The organism is Jonquetella sp. BV3C21 (assembly GCF_000468895.1).
In the GTDB taxonomy this organism is placed as follows: Bacteria; Synergistota; Synergistia; order Synergistales; family Dethiosulfovibrionaceae; genus Jonquetella; species Jonquetella anthropi.
Genome location: NZ_AWWC01000020.1, coordinates 26626 through 43937, shown reverse-complemented (window position 1 = coordinate 43937; position 17312 = coordinate 26626). Strand labels below are relative to the sequence as shown.

The following is a 17312-nucleotide window of genomic DNA, read 5'->3' as shown; positions in this document are numbered from 1 at the left end:
TGCTTCACCTCGTCTCAATAGGCTTGAGAAGCCGCAAGCAGTTGAAGATCGCCTCTTCAGTGCTGGCCGGTTCGCCGCGTTCCTGACAGAGCTGCTGATACGCCCGCACGGACGACGCGTGGTCAAACCCAAGGCTTTCAAGCGCTTCGATCACCTCGTCGCTGTGCTGCAGTTTGGCTGTCAAGTCCGCTGATGACCACTCGGACGATCCGGCGATTTTCTCCGACAGCTCAAAACAAATTCGTTCGGCGGTTTTCTTCCCGATTCCCGGCACGGCGGTTAGAGTTTTGGAGTCGCCTGCAGCTACCGCGGCGATCGTTTCCTGAGCTGAAAGGCTTTGCAGGACGGTCATAGCCAGCTTTCCGCCGACGCCTTTAACCGTTGTGAGTAGTTCAAACGCCTGCCGTTCCGCCGCGTCGGCGAAGCCGAACAAGCTCATGCCCGCGTCGGAAACTTGAAGATACGTTTGAAGGAACACGCTCTCCCCGACGCGGCAAAGACCAAACGCCTTGCGGGTCAGCTGGACCTGAAATCCCAGCCCGCCGCACTCCACGACGGCGGATGATCCTTCCAAAAGAATGACCGTTCCTCTCAAGCTGGCCAGCACAGCTCTCAGCCCCTTTCGCTCATCAGCTTTCGCCCGTACAGCGCCAGTCCCGCCATGGAAATTGCCAGGGCGTCCGCGGCGTCATCAGGCCGGGGAATTTCTTTCAATCCCAGAAGAATCCGCACCATTTCCTGAACCTGCCGTTTTTCGGCGTTGCCGTCGCCGCAAACAGTCAGCTTTGCTTCAGACGGTTTAGGCTCCACCACGTCAAGACCGAACTGGGCGGCCAATAGCAAGACAACGCCACGAGCCTGCCATACAGCCTCAGCGGTGGTCCTGTTGTGCCCAAAATAAAGCCGTTCGACGGCCATAAAATGAGGGGAGCAGCGTTCAATCTGCTCCCTCAGCTGGTCATATAGGATCTTCAAGCGCTCGGGCAGAGTTCTGTCCGGCTTTGTTTCTATGCAGCCACAGCTTTCAGCGCGGAGTTCGCCCCCGCGCTGAACAACTGCTCCATACCCCATCCGGCCAATTCCCGGATCAACGCCCAAACAGCAGAGCGGATCACTCCTCCGCATCAAGCGCTTCTTGAACGTCGTCGGGGAATTCGTAGTTGGCGTACACGTCCTGCACGTCGTCGTGGCCCTCAAGCAGGTCGATCAGCTTCATCAGCTTGCGGGCTTTGTTGACCTCTGAGATGGTGACGGTGGTCTTCGGTACCAGCGGCTGCTCGGCTTCAGTGACGTTGTAGCCGGCTTTTTTCAGCGACTCGGCCACGTCGGATAGTGAAGCAGGATCAGTAGTGACGAGCGCGCTGTCCTCCTCGACCTCAACGTCATCAGCCCCGGCCTCAAGGGCGGCGTTCAGCAGCTCGTCCTCGTCCACTTTGCCCTCAATGGTGATCTGGCCTTTTCTGTCGAACATCCACATCACACTGCCGGACGTTCCCATCGTGCCGCCGTTGTGTTCCAACATGGCACGGATTTCCGGGGTCGTTCTGTTCCGGTTATCGGTCAGAACGCTCACGACAAGGGCGACGCCCTCGACGCCGTAGCCCTCGTAGGTCAGCTCTTCGTACATCGCCCCTTCAATTTCGCCGGTACCGCGCTGAATCGCCCGGTCGATGTTGCTGGCCGGTACGCTGGCAGCCTTCGCCCGGTCGATGGCGGCCTTCAGCCGAACGTTCATCGCCGGGTCTCCGCCGCCGTCCTTGGCCGCGATGATAATCGCTTTGACGAGCTTCTGGAACAGGTTCCCGCGCTTTGCGTCCTGAGCAGCTTTACGGTGCTTGATATTAGCCCACTTTGAATGTCCCGACATTCTAATCACCCCATAAAATATATGCCCTTACAGCCGAGAAGAGCTCCTTATCGGCAGTCCGGTTCTACAGTCTAAAAGGCGGCACAAACGCGGCCGGCAAGCGGCGCTTGTGTTCTGAGCCGTTCCGCTTTCGCTCAATGCTCCGATAGGTCGTTTCGTCCAGCTCCCGACCTTCGAGAAACGCGTCGATCTGGCTGTACGTCAGCCCCATCTCGCTCTCGTCGGTCTGACCGGCCCACAGCCCCGCGCTGGGCGGCTTTTCGACCACCGGCGTCGGCACGCCGAGCGAACGGGCCAAAAGGCGCACTTCCCGTTTAGAAAAGCCTGCCAGCGGCATGAAATCGCAGCCGCTGTCCCCGAACTTGGTGAAGTACCCGGTCACCAGCTCCGCGGCGTTGCTGTTGCCGCACACAAGATACCCCCGCGACTGCGCCAGAGCGTACAGAGACGTCATCCGAAGGCGCGGTTTGATGTTGCTCCGTGCTAGGCCGTCCACGCCGCAGGCGGCGCAAAGCGCGCGGTGCAGCGATTCCTCCGCTTCCGTCAGGTCGATGACTGCCAGCCGCAGACCGAATGCCTGGGCTACCAGCCGAGCGTCCCGCTCATCGGCAGGCTGAGAACCGCACGGCATTGCCACGGCCAAGACCCGGTCGGCTCCAAGGGCGCGAACGAGCAGCCCGGCGGACGTGGCCGAGTCTAGGCCACCAGAAAGGCCGAGGACGGCTCCTGAGGCGCCGGCGCTATTGATTTGAGAGCAAATCCAATCTGAAATCAGACGAATCATCTGTCCAGTATCATGCAGGTCAGGCATTCCCGTTCGCCTCCTCTCCGACAACTTTGTATTTTACCATAACAGCACTCTTGATACGGTTTCCGGACCTTCCATCCTTGACGTTTCAGTCCCACCATTGAAAAGCTCCCGCAGGCGCGCGGGAGCTCAATGAGAATGTCTGTCAGGCACTAAACTTTTTAGCGTTTCGATCAGGTTCTCGACCCGACAGCGGGCGACGACTTGCCCGCCTCGAAATACGATCATCCCAGCAGCGGAGCCGGCCACGCCCAAGTCAGCGCAGCTCGCCTCCCGTGGTCCGTTGACCTCGCAGCCCATGACAGCCAGCGTGAACCCGTCGGGCAGTGACTTCACGAACTCTTCCAGCTGCGGGACAATGCCCGCTGTGTCGAGTTGTTTTCTCCCGCAGGTCGGGCAGGACACAAGACGCCCGCCCCGCTGGCGCAGCCCTAAACCTCGAAGGATGGACCAAGCGACGTCGGCTTCGTCCTCTGGAGCTTGGGACAACGAGACGCGTATCGTGTCGCCGATGCCGGACAGAAGGATGGCGCCGATGCCGCAGGCGCTCTTAACCGTGCCGTCAATTCCCCATCCTGCCTCAGTAATGCCGACATGAAACGGCCACTCGCCATATCGGTTAAACAAAAGGGCGTTTGCTCGGACGGCCTCTTGAAGGTTCGACGACTTCGCGGAGATAATCAAGTCTTCAAAACCGCACGAGAGCAGCATTTCAACCTGCTCCCCGACAGCCGCTGCCAGCGCCGCCGCGCGGTCACCTCCCGCGTCGGCCAGCTGTTTGGCGTTCAATGAACCGCCGTTGGCGCCGATACGGATCACCGTTCCGCGCTCTTTAGCCATGCACACGAACCGGGCAAGATGAGCCGGGCTGCCCATATTCCCCGGGTTAATGCGCACCGCTGGCAGACCGGCCTGGACGGCGGACTCCGCCAGCACCGGGGCAAAGTGGATATCGGCCATCAGAGGCAGCGGGGAAAGTTGGTTCAGCTGTTCAAGCAAAGGAAGGCTTTGTCGGTTTGGAAAAGCCACCCGAACGAGTTCACACCCATGCGACGCCAAAGACTTGAGCTGCTCCAAACACCCCGAAAGGTCTGACAGCGGTTTGGACAGCATGGACTCCACCCGCACAGGAGATGAGCCTCCTATGGTCAATCCTTCAATCGTCACAGTTCTCCGGCTCATCGTTTTGCCCCTGAGATCAAGCCGACGACGTCGTGCCAAGTCACGGCCAAAATAAAAATCATCAGGACGACAAAGCCGGCAAAGTGAACCCGCCGCTCTATCTGCTCGGACACCGGGCGTCCTTGAATCATTTCGATCACCGCGAAAAACGCTCTGCCGCCGTCGAGAGCGGGAAACGGGAGCAAATTGACTATTCCCAAGTTAAGGCTGATGACGGCAAGAAACGACAAAAGGGCCAGAGCCCCCGACCGGGCCGCGTCGCCAGCCATCACGGCAATCCCAACTGGGCCGGCAACTTGGGCGGTAGAAGGGTGGGCAATCATACCTCCCAGCTCTTTAATCATGAGAAACGACAGGCGAAACGTGAAGGCAAAACCGTCGACAAAAGACTCCCCGATGCCCGGCCGACGCTTGGCCGGCTGAATCCCCACAAGCGGGGGATCGGAAGGATTCTTCGCCGCCTGAGCGGTCATCCTGACGTTAAAGGTCCCGCCGTTTCGCCGAACGGCAAAGGTAATTGGCCTAGATGAACCTTCCCGTCGAATGGCACTGACAAGAGACTCCCAGTCCGTTGTGTTCTGACCGTTCACCGAAAGGACTTCATCTCCCGGAAGCAGCCCCGCTTTCTCGGCCGGATAGCCGGACATAACGGCTCCAACCGCCGATCGAGACAGGTCGTACACGCCGCCGAAGTACATCACAGAAGCCGCGACGACCGCGGCCAACAGGAGATTGGCCGCCGGACCTGCCAAGACGACGAAAAGTTTTTGATACGGTTTTTTCCCGTCAAAGCGAGCCGTTTGGGGCACGTCCTCGTCTTCCTCGTCGCCCATGCCGGCCATTCGGACAAACCCGCCAAGCGGCAAAAGACGCCACGACCAGACCGCATGCCACCTTTGTCTCTGACAGACCACCGGTCCCATGCCGAAAGCGAACTCGTGAACCTTGATGCCGACTGCCCGAGCCGCCCCGTAATGTCCTAATTCGTGCAAGACGACGCAGACGAACAGCACGACCAGAAACCAGAAAACCGTCAATAGCTCCACCTCTTCAAATTTCCTGCGGCCGCCTTCTGGGCAGCCGCCCCGGCGCTGGCATACAGCGCCAGCCGATCGTCAAGGGACTCGAGACTCGCCGGGCCGTCGTAAGACGCCAAAGTCTCCCCCAACACCTGAGCGATCCGGTTAAACCCAATTTGTCCTGCCAAAAATGCGTCGACGGCCGTCTGATCGCCCGCCAAGACGATCAGGGGCCAAACGCCGCCGCGACGGGCTGCGTCAAGACAAAGAAACAGTCCCGGATAGCGTTCCGGCTCCGGCAGGCTGAACGTAAGGGACTGCCCGCCAAGGCCTATTGGCGCCAGATCGGGAATTCGGTTTTTCGGCCGGTCGGGATACATCAAACAGTTCATCGCCGACTGGCGCATATTCGGCGTTCCGGCAAGCAGTTTGAGGACCCCGTCGGCGAACTGCACGCCGCCGTGGACAAACGAGCCGGGCAGGATGACCGGCGAAACGCGTTCCGACGGCAAACCGAACAGGTATGAAGCCTCGATCACTTCAATGCCCTTGTTAATCATCGTCGCGCTGTCGACGCTGATCTTGGCACCCATCGACCATACGGGATGACTGACTGCCTCTTGGGGCGTGATGGAACCAAAAGAGCTCAAATCCCGCCGCAGAAACGGGCCGCCGGAGGCAGTCAGCCAAATTTTTTTGACATCTGAACTTTTTTCGCCTTTCAGGCACTGCCAGACCGCGTTGTGCTCGCTGTCCAGCGGCCTCAGCTGGCAGGCCAAGCACGGCCCGGAGATCGACGGCCCCAAGAGGACGGCAGATTCTTTGTTGGCCAGCGAGACAGTCTTTCCCAGCTTCAACGCCCGGTCAAGCAGGCGAACCGCGCTGACCCCGCTGGACGCTATCACCAGATGATCAACCGCGTTGCTCACGAAGAGATCTTCCATTTCGCGGCCGACCGCGCTCAGCTTCAGTGACGGATCCGCGCCGTCTCCGTTAGCAGCAGCCAGGGCGGCAAAACGGAACTCTTTTCCAAGAGCGGCCAGCTTCTCTCCGCCGTGGCCGGCTCCCAAGACTGTCAAGCGGAAGCGTTCCGGATAGGCCCGGCATACGTCCACCACAGCCGTGCCGACGCTTCCCGTACAGCCGATGACACCAACCTTTTGGACGGTCACAGAAGATAGCCCCAGATAAGCGTCGTGACCGCGCCGCTCAGCAGAATACTGTCAAACCGGTCAAGGAACCCGCCGTGTCCCGGCAGAAGATCTCCGCTGTCTTTGACGCCCATCTCGCGCTTGATCAGCGATTCTACTAGGTCGCCAAACTGCCCTAGCGTCCCGCAGACCACTCCAATGATGACAAATGGCAGCGGCTGAACTTTAAGGAAGAACGCGCACAGCGCGCTGCACAGCACGCTGGCCAGGGCGCCGCCGATGAAGCCTTCGGTCGACTTGTGAGGGCTGACTGAACAAACCGGGTGATGCGCGCCCCATCGGCTGCCGATCAGGTAGGCGAACACGTCGCAGCTCCACGTGCACAAAAAAAGCGTCAAGGTGGCAATGTGTCCGTATGGCGTCGCCCGCAGGCCGATCATCAGGCTCCATGGGATAACCACGTAGACAAGGCCCATAAGAATGACGCCGCAGCTGTCGGCTCCAGAACTCTCACCGGTGAACTCGCGCTTGATCAGCTCGATGAGAAACGTGACAAATACTGACAGGACAAGGGCAAAGACAACCATTCCCCAGTTCGGACGGTACGCGGTCAGCAGGATATAGCAGGCCGCCGCGATGCCGACAATCACAGGGAACGTATGCTGATTCCGCATCAGCGAGTAAAACTCCCAAAGTGACGCCAGAGCTATGAGCATACAGAGCAGCTGCCACCACGGGCCGCCAAGGAATAGCCCCCCCAGCAAAACGCCCACAAGGATAGCCCCTGTGCAGGCGCGGTAAATCAAGTTTGTGCTAAACGACTGTCCCATATCGTCGATCCCTCTCAGCAAAGGCGCTCAGCGCTTTCTGAAACTCCTGCGGCGTAAAGTCAGGCCACAGGACGTCGGTAAAGTAGAACTCGCTGTAACTGCACTGCCACAGCAGGAAGTTGCTCAGCCTCATTTCGCCGGACGTCCGAATGACGAGATCGGGATCCGGCACGTCCGGAAGGTAGAGGAACCTTTTCATGTCCTCTTCCGTCCGTATCTCACAACCGGCCTTTTGGGCCGCTTGGACAGCGTCGATTATTTCCTGACGGCCGCCGTAGTTGAAGCAGACGATCAAATCCATTTCAGCGCCGCCTGCCGTCTCGGCCTCACACCAACTGATCAGGCTCTGCAGATCCGAAGAAAGGTTATCACGCCGGCCTGCAAAACGAACCCGCAGCCCTTCGGCCGCCATCGCACGGATCTTCCGCTTCGCGTAAAACGCGAAAAGCTTCATCAGTCCGTTGACTTCCTGTTGGGGACGATTCCAGTTTTCAGTTGAAAAAGCGTAAACCGATAGGTATCGGATACCCGACCCTTTCATCGACCGGACGAGCCTCTCCAGAGCCCCGACTCCGGCCCTGTGTCCGAGAAGCCGCGGAAGATGCCGCCGTTTTGCCCAGCGCCCGTTGCCGTCCATGATGACGGCCACGTGAGCCGGCTTACGGGAACCAATCATGAGCCACCCCCAACTTCGTCAAGCCGTTTTTTCACGTTTTGAATGTCCTGCCACGTCAAATATTTGGGGCTGCCAACGCTTCGGCTGTCCTCCCTCAGCAGGTAGCTGGGGTGAAACATCGGCATGAGATCAACGCCTCGCCAGCTAAACCACTGCCCCCGCAGCTTGGTAATTCCCATGCTGCTGTGCAGAAACCACTTGGTCGGCGTGTTCCCCATCGACACGATGACCTTCGGCTGAAGCAGGATCAACTGGGCTTCCAGCCAGTCCTGACAGGCCAAAACCTCTTCTATTTGGGGCGTTCTGTTCTTGGGAGGACGGCACTTCACCACATTAGTAATCCATGAACGGGAACGGTCTATGCCGGCGGCTTGAAGAATCTGGCTCAACAGCTGTCCGGCCCGGCCGACAAACGGACGGCCCTGCTCGTCCTCGTCAGCGCCAGGACCTTCGCCGACGATCATCAAGCCATTTTCCCCACTGCCTTCACCGGGGACGGTCGAGTGACGGGTTTCGCACAGACCGCAGCGAGAACAGCCTCCCACTTCCTGATTCAGCTGCCGCAGGAGGTCCATGCGCCGCTCCAGAGACAACACACTACCTGCCTGTTCCGGAGTCGCCATCAGTCACCACCTCCTTAACTGCCACGTTGACCTTTGAAACCGACGTGCCGGTCAATTGTTCAACCGCCACGCGGATACGCAGCGTCAGGTCAGAGACTACTTCCCGAATTGACCGATCGCCGACTGACACTTTCACTGAAAGGGAGATCGCCAAGTTCTCGTCGCCTTTAATTTTCAGGTCCTCGCAGGAGACGACCTGCTTTGTCCCGGCGATCACGTGACTGACGATCTGACGGTGCACCGCCGGCGCAATCCGCAGCGTGCCAAAGAAGCTGAACGGCGGGCGGACAATCGTCTTCTCGTCGGTCTCTTCGCCGCCAAACAGGCTGCGCAGGTGACCGACAAGCCGGCCGGTGAAGTTCTTTCGGATCTGAGTCGTCGCCGCTGGAATGACGTGGCGTTTGTTCTGCTTGCGCTCGAAAAGGGCCTGCTTGATCTCGTCAGGCGTCGCCACCTGATCAATAGAAATCGACTCAGCCGGCTGAGGCAGCCCCAGCACAGTACAGATGTCCGAAGCCATGCCGGTCGACGTGGCAAGAACCATGACCCGACACGGCGCGTGCATCGCGAGGCATGCCCGAACCTCCCGACGGTGTTCGGGAAAATGAAACATCGCCCGCCGGATGGCCCGAACCATGTTCTCCTCGGTTTTCGCGCTCCGCCCAGCGAGTATGCGCCCACGGGAAATCACAAGGCCGTCGTCCACAATGAGATCGACGGCCTTGTCCTGGGCAAGCGTCTGAACTCTCATGCTTTTCCCCGTCCCAGCGGGACCATAAAAAGCGATGACTTCAAAACGCCCTTTAAGGGGTTCAAACCGCGGTTTTGCCATTTAGGGCCTACACCCCTTCTGTGTCTTGGACCTCCTCAACGGCCACGCGAGCTCCGAGCCCGGCCAGATGGCGTTCAAAGTCCTCATAGCCGCGCAGAATATGGCAGAGCCCGTGAATCGACGTCGTCCCGTCGGCAGCAAGTCCGGCCAACGTCAGGGCGGCTCCGGCGCGAAGGTCAGTCGCCTTCACAGCTGAGCCGTTCAGACAGGCAACCCCGCTGATGATCGCCGAATTACCCTGAACCTCAATGTCCGCTCCCATGCGTTTGAGCTCGGGAACGTGAAGGAACCGGGACTCGAAAATGCTCTCCTTGACGATACTCGTCCCGGATGCCAATGACAGGGCAGCAACCATCTGAGGCTGAATGTCCGTTGGGAAGCCCGGATAAGGCAACGTGGAGACAGAGACAGACCTGAAGCTCTTCCGAGACGGAAAGACTGTTACCTTCGTCTCCGCCCTCTCGTAGGACACATGAGCTTCTTCGAGTTTCGCCAAGAGGGAGTCAAAATGCTGGGGAACGACGTTATCAACCGTCACATGGCCATCCGTGATGACGCCGGCCAGAAGATACGTTCCAGCGGCGATGCGGTCCGGGATGATAGTTACTTCGCCGGAGTGAAGCTCCGAACAGCCGTGAATATGAATAATGCCGGTCCCGACGCCGGTAATCTTAGCCCCCATCGCTTGGAGAGACGCCGCCAAGTTGACGATTTCAGGCTCCCGCGCCGCGTTTTCGATAATCGTCTCGCCCTGCGCCAGAGTAGCCGCCATCAGGAGGTTTTCAGTGGCTCCGACCGAGGGGAAGTCGAGATATATCCGCCCGCCGCGAAGGCATTTGCTCTCGGCGTGAACGGCACCGTGACGGAGTTCCACCGACGCGCCCATCTTGGCGAGCCCTTTGAGATGCAAATCCATCGGGCGGGTTCCAATGGCGCAGCCGCCGGGAAGCGGCATAACCGCTCGGCCTTCCCGGGCAAGCAGCGGGCCGAGGACCAAAGACGACGCCCTCATCTTTTGGACAAGCGTCACCGGCAACTCCTGCCCAAGATCGCCGCAGCGCTTTGCCACAACAGTTCCATCAGAAAAAGTCACTGACAGCCCCATGCTTTGGAGCAAAGTGACGAGCGTTTCTGTATCCATTAACCGGGGCACGTTGTGCACGGTCAGAGTCTGGCCCCCACCCAAAAGAATAGCCGAGGCCAACACAGGAAGGGCCGCGTTTTTCGCACCCTGAACGGCAACAGTCCCGTTCAGCGGAACCCCGCCGGTAACTTTCAAAACTCTTTTTGGCGCCAAAATACTCCACTCCTTGCCGTCGTGCAGGATTGGGAATGGAATCAACACGACAGGGTCATTATACAACAGTCAGGAACGCAGCTTGATAAGCCACAGCCGCGCGAGCAGGCCGAAAAATCCCTGAAACAGACACAGCACGGCCACCACAAGCCAAGACGGAAGGCCTCTGTCAAGCAGCCTGTGGTGAAGGTGCTTCCGGTCCGGATAAAACGGGGACTTTCCCGCTAAGGTGCGCCTGACCACCGCAACCAACGTATCGATAACCGGCACGCCCCCTACCAAAGCTAACAGCACGGCCTTGCTAAAGAACGTCAGGTGCATGGACTCGATAAAAAAGACAACTAGGACAGAGAACAGGAAACCGAGCAGGTAAACTCCTCCGTCTCCCACAAAGGTTTTAGCTCTGGGAAAGTTCCACGGCAGAAGTCCCAACGCAAGAGCAGCGAGAGGACCACTCCAAAGGCCGGCGCCCAGTAACGCCAGCACAAAAAAGGAAAGAGAAGAAATCCCGAGGGCCAGTCCGTTCAGGCCGTCGATGAAATTGTACGCGTTTGTCGTGCCTGCGATCCAGATCAAATACAGCAGGTAGTCCGGCACCGCAACGCTAGGCAAGGCAGACAGCGCGACGACTGCCGCCGCAAACTGGATGAACAGCCTTGAAAACGGGGACAGAGACAACATGTCGTCCAAATAGCCGGCAAAAAACACCATGGTCGCCCCTGTGGCCGCCAGCCGCACGGCTTGACTTTGCGGGCCAAACACGAGGCACCAGAAAAGGAATCCCGTCCAAAGCGTGATGCCGGCACCGCGGGGGATCGGGGTCGTGTGAATTTTCCGAAGGCCTGGCAGGTCGATCAGACCAAATCGACCTGCCAGCATAATTGACAGCGGGGTCAACAGCAAGCCCCAGAGAAAAGAGACGCCCTCAGGCACCAGCGCCAAGCGAAGCATGTTATTTCGTTCCGAAGATGCGGTCGCCGGCGTCTCCCAGTCCCGGCACGATGTATCCGTGTTCGTTCAGGCACGTGTCCAACGCAGCGCAGTAGATGTTCACGTCCGGATGCGCCGAGTGAACAACTTCGATCCCCTCCGGCGCCGCGATGATACAGACCAGAGAGATCTTCTTCCCACCATGCCGTTTGATCAAGTCGACTGCCGCCGCGGACGAGCCGCCGGTCGCGAGCATAGGATCCAAAATCAGCACGTCACGCTCTCCGATATCCCGGGGCAGCTTACAGTAGTACTCCACCGGCTTCAGGGTCTCAGGATCCCGGTACAACCCGATATGCCCTACTTTTGCATTGGGGATCAGGTTCAGCACCCCTTCGGTCATACCGAGCCCAGCTCTCAGGATCGGGACAATAGCCAGCTTCTTTCCTGCCAAGGCGTAGGCTTTTGTCCGGCTGATGGGCGTTTGAACTTCCACCATCTCGACTGGAAGATCTCTCGTCACCTCATAGACCATCAGCGAGGCCAACTCGCTCACCAGTTCCCTGAAGGTCTTCACCGGCGTGTCCACGTCCCGAATGACGCTCAGCTTATGCTGGATCAGCGGGTGATCGAACACCACAACTTGCCCTTGCCCCTGCACTGAGGCAAAGGAGGCGCTCCTCTCGAACGCCCGAATCTTTTCAGTCCGGCGCTCGTGCCGCCCGCCTTCAAACGGCGTTTCGAGCCATGCTTTCGCCATCGAGACGGCCTTCCCGGCCTCCAGCACTCTAGCGCCTAAACACAGGATGTTGGCGTTATTGTGCTGCCGGCTCATCTTGGCAGTCTCGTCACTCCAGCAGTCGGCTGCATAGGCTCCAGGCACCTTATTGGCCGCAATGGCCATTCCGATGCCCGTCCCGCAGACCAAAATCCCCCGCTCCGCCTCGTGACGCGCCACGCTTCGGGCGACGTGCAGAGCCGGGTCAGGATAATCGCAGGACACTTCGGCTGTGTCTGTCCCGAAGTCCTTTATCTCGTGATGTTTTGAAAGCTCCGCAATCAATTCCTGCTTCAGAGCAAAACCGGCGTGATCCGATCCAATCGCAACGATCATGATGCTTCCCCTCTTTTCTGAAAATCTGCGCTGCAAACTACTGCAAAAGCGTGAGCATCACTGAAGCAGCAACAGCAGTGCCAATGACCCCGGCCACGTTCGGCCCCATAGCGTGCATGAGCAGGAAGTTCGTCGGGTCGTCTTTTTGTGCCACCACTTGAACGACCCGCGCCGCCATCGGCACGGCCGAAACCCCGGCTGCGCCGATAATCGGATTGATTTTCCCCTTGCTCAACACCTTCATCAGCTGGCCAAGAATCACGCCGCCCGCGGTACTGCAGATGAAAGCGAACAAGCCCAAGGCGACGATCTTGATCGTCCCGACCGTCAGGAACTGTTCAGCCCCCATCGTCGCGCCGACGGAAATTCCCAAGAAGATCGTCGTCATGTTCAAAATCTCGTTCTGCGCCGCTTGGCTCAGCCGTTCAGTCACCCCGCACTCCCGAAGGAGGTTGCCGAACATCAGAATGCCGATCAGAGGCACCGACATGGGAAGCAGCAGACCCGTCACGACGGTGCAGATGATCGGAAAGAGAATCTTCTCCCGCTTTGAGACCTTGCGCAGCTGATCCATGCGGATCCGCCGATCTTCTTTCGTGGACAGCAACTTGATGACCGGCGGCTGAATCAGCGGGACAAGGGACATGTAGCTGTACGCTGCGACGGCAACGGCGCCGAGAATCTGAGGCGCCAGCTTCATGGTCAGGTAAATGCTCGTCGGTCCGTCAGCGCCGCCGATAATGGCGATAGACGCCGCCTCGCGAAGGTTAAACCCCATCGCAACGGCAGCCATCAGAGCCGTAAAAACGCCAAGCTGAGCGGCGGCGCCGAGAAGGAACGTTATCGGATTGGCCAGAAGAGGCGCAAAATCCGTCAGCGCTCCTATCCCCATGAAGATGATTACCGGGTAAATCTCCTTTTCAGTCCCAAAGAAGATGTAGTTCAGAAAGCCGCCCGGATCCATAATCCCCGATAACGGCAGGTTCACCAGCAGACACCCAAACGCTATGGGGACGAGAAGAAGCGGCTCAAACCCGCGGGCTATGGCCAAATACAGGAAGAAGAACGCCACGCAGAGCATGACAATGTTGCCCCAGCTCAGGGCGCCAATGCCTGATCCGCTGGCAATCTTCAGAAGAGATTGGGCCAGTGTCGACATCGTTCGGCCCCGTTAGTTCAGAACGGCCAGAACGTCGCCGCTGTTGACTGCAGCTCCTTCGGAAACCCGGATATCGGCCACCGTCCCGTCTGCCGGCGCTGGAATTTCGTTTTCCATTTTCATCGCTTCAAGAATCATCATGACTTGGCCATACTTGACCGCGTCGCCTTTTCCAACAAGCACTTTCAGAATTTTCCCGGGCATGGGCGACTCAACGACAGTCGAGCCAGCCGCCGGAGCTTCCTGCACAGCCGGCGCTGGAGCAGGAGCCGCAGCGGCCGGGGCCGGAGCAGCAGCCGGCGCAGGAGCAACGACAGGAGCCTGAGCTGCCGGAGCAGCGCTGGTTCCGGAAGAAGACTTTTCAACGACGACGTCGTACGTTTTCCCGTTCACTGTCACTCTATACTGCATGATTCCAATTCCTCCTCGTCGAATATGTAAACGACTGGGATTAGTTCCAATCCCGAATCGGCCAACCTTGCAGCCCCTCGCTCCGTCCGGCGCTGATCCATCCTGAAAACGCCGGAGCCGTTCCCCCCTGTGTCCCCGCCGGGACAACTGACCGAACTGAGACGTCCTCTCCCAGCTCACAGGCCAAAGCGGCGGTAATAACTGCTACAAGCTCCTCATCGTCTGTAGCCCCCGGCTCCTGGGCCGCGACCTTGTTCACCGCAGGGACAGGCACGGTGGCCGGAGCAGCAGCGGACGCCGCCTTTGCCGCCTGAGGCGTTCCTTCTTTAGATGAAAAGGTTTTCATCGCGAAAATAACCAGCGTTAAAAGTGCTAGGACGAGGAACACCACGCTGAACGCAATCAGAGTCAGCTCGATAGCGCCAAGCTCTCCGTTTAATGCCATGGTCGGTGCCCCTTTCTTAATGAGGAATGACGCCGTGTTTCTTCCGAGGCAGAGCCTGACGTTTGGTCTTGTGGGCGGCAAGCGCCTTGATGACCTCACAGCGCGTTTCTTCGGGAAGGATCACTTTATCCACCATGCCGTGGGACGCCGCCTGATACGGAGTGGCAAAGGCGTCTTCGTACTCGCTGATCTTCTGCGCCCGCATCGCCTGCTGGTCTTCGGCAGCCTCAATTTCCTTGCGGAAAATGATATTGGCCGCGCCCTCGGCTCCCATCACGGCGATCTGAGCCTGAGGCCAAGCTAATACGCAGTCGGCACCGAGCGACTTGGAGCACATGCCAAGGTACGCGCCGCCGTAAGCTTTGCGAAGGACGACGGTGATCAGCGGCACAGTCGCCTCGCTGTAGGCGTAAAGCAGCTTTGCCCCGTGGCGGATGATTCCGTTCCACTCCTGAGTCTTGCCGGGCAGATATCCAGGAACGTCAACCAGCGTGACGATGGGAATGTTAAACGCGTCGCAGTGGCGAATGAAGCGGCTTGCCTTGTCTGAGCAGTCAATATCAAGGCAACCAGCCATAACTCCCGCTTGGTTCGCGACGATACCGACGCTCTGACCGCCAAAGCGGGCATACCCGATGATGATGTTTTTCGCCCACATCGACTGCACTTCGAGGAACTTGCCGTCGTCAACGATCGCCTGAATGACCTTATGAACGTCATATCCCCTGTTGGGATTTGTCGGGACAATTTCTCTCAGGCTGACGTCAGCCCGGTCAATCGGATCGGACGTCTCGACGAAGACCGGATCGTCCATGTTGTTGCTGGGCAGGTAGCTCAGGACAGAACGAACCTGTTCGAAGCACTCCTGCTCGGTTTTGGCAAAGAAATGGGCGTTCCCCGACTTGGTGTTGTGCGCGGTCGCTCCGCCCAGCTCCTCGCTGGTCACGTCCTCGCCAGTCACCGCCTTGATGACTGCCGGGCCGGTGATGTGCATGACGCTGATCTTATCGACCATGAAGATATAGTCGGTCAGTGCAGGGCTGTAAACCGCGCCGCCAGCCGTCGGGCCAAGGATGACGGACATCTGGGGGATGACGCCGCTCGAAAGGGTGTTGCGGTAGAAGATCTCTCCGTACCCGTTGAGCGCGTCAACAGCTTCCTGAATCCTCGCCCCGCCGGAGTCGTTGATGCCCACAATTGGGCAGCCGTTCCGCAGCGCAAGATCCATGACTTTGCAAATCTTCTGGGCGTGCATCTCTCCAAGAGAACCACCCAGAACGGTAAAGTCTTGGCTGAAGACGTAGACGATCCGACCGTTAACAGTCCCGTAACCGGTCACCACGCCATCGCCCAGGTACTTTTTCTTCTCCATTCCAAAGTTGGTGCAGCGGTGCTCAATAAACTCGTCCAGCTCCACAAAGCTGCCCTCGTCCATGAGCTGAGCAATTCGCTCGCGAGCGGTGAGACGCCCTTTCGCCTTGTGCTTGGCAACAGCTTTCTCTCCACCACCGGCTGCCGCTTCGGCGCGGCGCTCCAAAACTCCGCCGCACAGCTCTTCAATCGTTTTCACTGCCATCCTTTTCCCTCCCCGAATAATAGGTACACCGACACGCTGGTGCGCCGCAGAAAGGCAGCGCGAATCCCCCGTGAATAACGGCGCAAAAAGGCCTATAAACTCGTATCATGATACCAGAAACTGAACGAAATAGCAGTCCGCAGAACGATGCTAAATGACGACGCGCCCTAAAAGCGCGGCGCCCACGAGCCAGAGGGCCGCGGCGGCGAAAAAACCAAGAAGAACCCTCAGCCATATCAGTCCCCACGGACTGGAAGGCGTCCGGCCGGACAAACAGGCATTAATGACCTTGACCAGCAGAAACGTGACAACGCCAGACGCCACTCCCAGCAGCGCCTGAACGTTTAGAGGGGGAAGATTATGAAACATCGCGGCTCTCCCTTAGCGTCAAATTTTTACAGTGCACGAAAAAAAGCGAGGCTTCGCCTCGCTTTTCTCTATTGCCGAAATTGAATCTGTTTGAGGATCTCAATAGCCACAGCTAACGCCCGCTTGCCGTCTGAAATGCCGACAAGAGGCTCTTTCCCCTCTCTGACGCAGGAGAGAAAATGCTCAAGCTCCAGCTTGAGCGGCTCCATTCGGGGGAATAGCGGCCGCTCAGTTACCTCGACAGACGTGGCCCCTTGGACGGCGTGACCGGCACGGATAACGGAAATATCTTGGCTCTCAAAGTCCACGACGTAACTTCTGTCAGTGGTGGTAACTTCCATCGTCCTCGTCCTGTGAGGAGAAACGCGGCTGCTGGCAATGTCTGCAATCGTCCCATTTTCAAAAACGATGTGGGCGACGGCCAAATCTTCGTGATCGCTGCACACCGAACGGCCGGACGCCACAATCGACCGAACGTCCGACTTGACCAACGAAAGGATGATATCGATGTCGTGAATCATCAGGTCCAAAACGACGCCAACGTCAGCGATTCGGGACGCGAACGGCCCCTGACGGATTGAACGGATGAACAGGGGATCAGAAAGCTCGCTGGTCAAATACCGCACGGCGCCGTTAAATCGTTCGATATGCCCAACCTGCAGAACGGCGTGCTTTTTGTGAGCGAGCTGAAGCAACGACTCGGCCTGTTCGACGGTCGTCGTCACAGGCTTTTCCACGAGGACGTTGATTCCTCGTTCCAACAGACGGCGCGCTACCGCAAAGTGGCTCACAGTCGGCACAACGACGCTCACAGCGTCGGGCCGCTGCTGGTCAAGAAAACGATCCAAGTCGTCGTAAGCTGGCGCGTCGAACCGGCCCGCAATTTCTTCAACCCGGTCCAGACTGCTGTCGACAACGCCGACCAATTCTGTATTCATCAGCTCCGCGTAAATACGGGCGTGGTGCTGACCCAAATGGCCTACACCGACGACGCCGACTTTTAACGAATCCATATTGTCACCT

20 protein-coding genes are annotated in these 17312 nt (G+C 58.4%); all 20 read right to left on the bottom strand.

The window, feature by feature from the left end:
• Nucleotides 1-4: 4 nt before the first annotated feature.
• Entirely contained in the window at nt 5-607 is a 603-nt protein-coding gene (ruvA, locus tag HMPREF1249_RS05470) for a Holliday junction branch migration protein RuvA (protein WP_008522793.1), read from the bottom strand.
• A 5-nt stretch (nt 608-612) separates the two neighbouring features.
• Nucleotides 613-1125 (bottom strand): crossover junction endodeoxyribonuclease RuvC, encoded by a 513-nt coding sequence (gene ruvC, locus HMPREF1249_RS05465; RefSeq protein ID WP_008522791.1) that lies wholly within the window; start codon nt 1123-1125, stop codon nt 613-615.
• A complete protein-coding gene (locus HMPREF1249_RS05460; protein WP_008520985.1) occupies nt 1112-1867 on the bottom strand; it encodes a YebC/PmpR family DNA-binding transcriptional regulator in 756 nt (251 codons plus the stop codon). Before HMPREF1249_RS05460 ends, ruvC begins: the two co-directional genes overlap by 14 nt.
• Nucleotides 1868-1931: 64 nt before the next feature.
• Entirely contained in the window at nt 1932-2678 is a 747-nt protein-coding gene (nadE, locus tag HMPREF1249_RS05455) for an NAD(+) synthase (protein WP_021775958.1), read from the bottom strand.
• Between the two features lie 126 nt (nt 2679-2804).
• Nucleotides 2805-3857 carry a (E)-4-hydroxy-3-methylbut-2-enyl-diphosphate synthase gene (gene ispG / locus HMPREF1249_RS05450; protein ID WP_008522789.1) on the bottom strand — a complete coding sequence of 351 codons (1053 nt, stop codon included), beginning with the start codon at nt 3855-3857 and terminating at the stop codon, nt 2805-2807.
• Nucleotides 3854-4903 carry an RIP metalloprotease RseP gene (gene rseP / locus HMPREF1249_RS05445; protein ID WP_051258599.1) on the bottom strand — a complete coding sequence of 350 codons (1050 nt, stop codon included), beginning with the start codon at nt 4901-4903 and terminating at the stop codon, nt 3854-3856. The genes ispG and rseP overlap by 4 nt, the downstream gene beginning before the upstream one ends.
• Nucleotides 4891-6048, bottom strand: coding sequence for a 1-deoxy-D-xylulose-5-phosphate reductoisomerase (locus HMPREF1249_RS05440; RefSeq protein ID WP_008520977.1), 1158 nt, complete (start codon nt 6046-6048; stop codon nt 4891-4893). Before HMPREF1249_RS05440 ends, rseP begins: the two co-directional genes overlap by 13 nt.
• Nucleotides 6045-6857, bottom strand: a complete 813-nt coding sequence (locus tag HMPREF1249_RS05435) for a phosphatidate cytidylyltransferase (protein WP_039873340.1) — start codon at nt 6855-6857, stop codon at nt 6045-6047. Before HMPREF1249_RS05435 ends, HMPREF1249_RS05440 begins: the two co-directional genes overlap by 4 nt.
• Complete coding sequence (gene uppS, locus HMPREF1249_RS05430; protein ID WP_008520974.1) at nt 6841-7533, bottom strand: polyprenyl diphosphate synthase; 693 nt, start codon at nt 7531-7533, stop codon at nt 6841-6843. The genes HMPREF1249_RS05435 and uppS overlap by 17 nt, the downstream gene beginning before the upstream one ends.
• Nucleotides 7530-8156 (bottom strand): uracil-DNA glycosylase, encoded by a 627-nt coding sequence (locus HMPREF1249_RS05425; RefSeq protein ID WP_008520971.1) that lies wholly within the window; start codon nt 8154-8156, stop codon nt 7530-7532. Before HMPREF1249_RS05425 ends, uppS begins: the two co-directional genes overlap by 4 nt.
• Nucleotides 8131-8907, bottom strand: coding sequence for a hypothetical protein (locus HMPREF1249_RS05420; RefSeq protein WP_231286729.1), 777 nt, complete (start codon nt 8905-8907; stop codon nt 8131-8133). The genes HMPREF1249_RS05425 and HMPREF1249_RS05420 overlap by 26 nt, the downstream gene beginning before the upstream one ends.
• A gap of 88 nt (nt 8908-8995) precedes the next feature.
• Nucleotides 8996-10285, bottom strand: coding sequence for a UDP-N-acetylglucosamine 1-carboxyvinyltransferase (murA, locus tag HMPREF1249_RS05415; RefSeq protein WP_008522787.1), 1290 nt, complete (start codon nt 10283-10285; stop codon nt 8996-8998).
• 69 nt (nt 10286-10354) lie between these two features.
• The gene (locus tag HMPREF1249_RS05410) at nt 10355-11236 is read right to left on the bottom strand and encodes a glycosyltransferase family 4 protein (RefSeq protein ID WP_008520966.1); all 882 of its coding nucleotides are present in this window, start codon (nt 11234-11236) and stop codon (nt 10355-10357) included.
• Between the two features lies 1 nt (nt 11237).
• On the bottom strand, nt 11238-12329 hold the full coding sequence (gene upp / locus HMPREF1249_RS05405; RefSeq protein WP_008520964.1) for a uracil phosphoribosyltransferase: 1092 nt from the start codon (nt 12327-12329) through the stop codon (nt 11238-11240).
• Between the two features lie 37 nt (nt 12330-12366).
• Nucleotides 12367-13488, bottom strand: a complete 1122-nt coding sequence (locus tag HMPREF1249_RS05400; protein WP_008520963.1) for a sodium ion-translocating decarboxylase subunit beta — start codon at nt 13486-13488, stop codon at nt 12367-12369.
• Nucleotides 13489-13500: 12 nt separating this feature from the next.
• A complete protein-coding gene (locus tag HMPREF1249_RS05395) occupies nt 13501-13899 on the bottom strand; it encodes a biotin/lipoyl-containing protein (protein ID WP_008520962.1) in 399 nt (132 codons plus the stop codon).
• Between the two features lie 40 nt (nt 13900-13939).
• Nucleotides 13940-14344 carry an OadG family protein gene (locus tag HMPREF1249_RS05390; RefSeq protein ID WP_008520961.1) on the bottom strand — a complete coding sequence of 135 codons (405 nt, stop codon included), beginning with the start codon at nt 14342-14344 and terminating at the stop codon, nt 13940-13942.
• Between the two features lie 16 nt (nt 14345-14360).
• Nucleotides 14361-15920: an acyl-CoA carboxylase subunit beta gene (locus HMPREF1249_RS05385; RefSeq protein WP_008520960.1), complete on the bottom strand. Its 1560-nt coding sequence runs from the start codon at nt 15918-15920 to the stop codon at nt 14361-14363.
• Between the two features lie 150 nt (nt 15921-16070).
• Complete coding sequence (locus HMPREF1249_RS05380; protein ID WP_008522786.1) at nt 16071-16289, bottom strand: hypothetical protein; 219 nt, start codon at nt 16287-16289, stop codon at nt 16071-16073.
• Nucleotides 16290-16357: 68 nt separating this feature from the next.
• Nucleotides 16358-17302 (bottom strand): Gfo/Idh/MocA family protein, encoded by a 945-nt coding sequence (locus HMPREF1249_RS05375; protein ID WP_008520958.1) that lies wholly within the window; start codon nt 17300-17302, stop codon nt 16358-16360.
• Between the last annotated feature and the right edge of the window lie 10 nt (nt 17303-17312).

Bases quoted from the DNA above. Each gene is read 5' to 3' on its own strand.
- HMPREF1249_RS05380 (WP_008522786.1), bottom strand. From the start codon at position 16,289: ATGTTTCATAATCTTCCCCCTCTAAACGTTCAGGCGCTGCTGGGAGTG.
- HMPREF1249_RS05460 (WP_008520985.1), bottom strand. From the start codon at position 1,867: ATGTCGGGACATTCAAAGTGGGCTAATATCAAGCACCGTAAAGCTGCT.
- HMPREF1249_RS05395 (WP_008520962.1), bottom strand. From the start codon at position 13,899: ATGCAGTATAGAGTGACAGTGAACGGGAAAACGTACGACGTCGTCGTT.
- HMPREF1249_RS05425 (WP_008520971.1), bottom strand. From the start codon at position 8,156: ATGGCGACTCCGGAACAGGCAGGTAGTGTGTTGTCTCTGGAGCGGCGC.
- HMPREF1249_RS05435 (WP_039873340.1), bottom strand. From the start codon at position 6,857: ATGGGACAGTCGTTTAGCACAAACTTGATTTACCGCGCCTGCACAGGG.
- uppS (WP_008520974.1), bottom strand. From the start codon at position 7,533: ATGATTGGTTCCCGTAAGCCGGCTCACGTGGCCGTCATCATGGACGGC.
- nadE (WP_021775958.1), bottom strand. From the start codon at position 2,678: ATGCCTGACCTGCATGATACTGGACAGATGATTCGTCTGATTTCAGAT.
- upp (WP_008520964.1), bottom strand. From the start codon at position 12,329: ATGATCGTTGCGATTGGATCGGATCACGCCGGTTTTGCTCTGAAGCAG.
- ruvC (WP_008522791.1), bottom strand. From the start codon at position 1,125: ATGCGGAGGAGTGATCCGCTCTGCTGTTTGGGCGTTGATCCGGGAATT.
- HMPREF1249_RS05385 (WP_008520960.1), bottom strand. From the start codon at position 15,920: ATGGCAGTGAAAACGATTGAAGAGCTGTGCGGCGGAGTTTTGGAGCGC.
- HMPREF1249_RS05375 (WP_008520958.1), bottom strand. From the start codon at position 17,302: ATGGATTCGTTAAAAGTCGGCGTCGTCGGTGTAGGCCATTTGGGTCAG.
- ispG (WP_008522789.1), bottom strand. From the start codon at position 3,857: ATGAGCCGGAGAACTGTGACGATTGAAGGATTGACCATAGGAGGCTCA.
- HMPREF1249_RS05420 (WP_231286729.1), bottom strand. From the start codon at position 8,907: ATGAGAGTTCAGACGCTTGCCCAGGACAAGGCCGTCGATCTCATTGTG.
- HMPREF1249_RS05390 (WP_008520961.1), bottom strand. From the start codon at position 14,344: ATGGCATTAAACGGAGAGCTTGGCGCTATCGAGCTGACTCTGATTGCG.
- HMPREF1249_RS05410 (WP_008520966.1), bottom strand. From the start codon at position 11,236: ATGCTTCGCTTGGCGCTGGTGCCTGAGGGCGTCTCTTTTCTCTGGGGC.
- HMPREF1249_RS05400 (WP_008520963.1), bottom strand. From the start codon at position 13,488: ATGTCGACACTGGCCCAATCTCTTCTGAAGATTGCCAGCGGATCAGGC.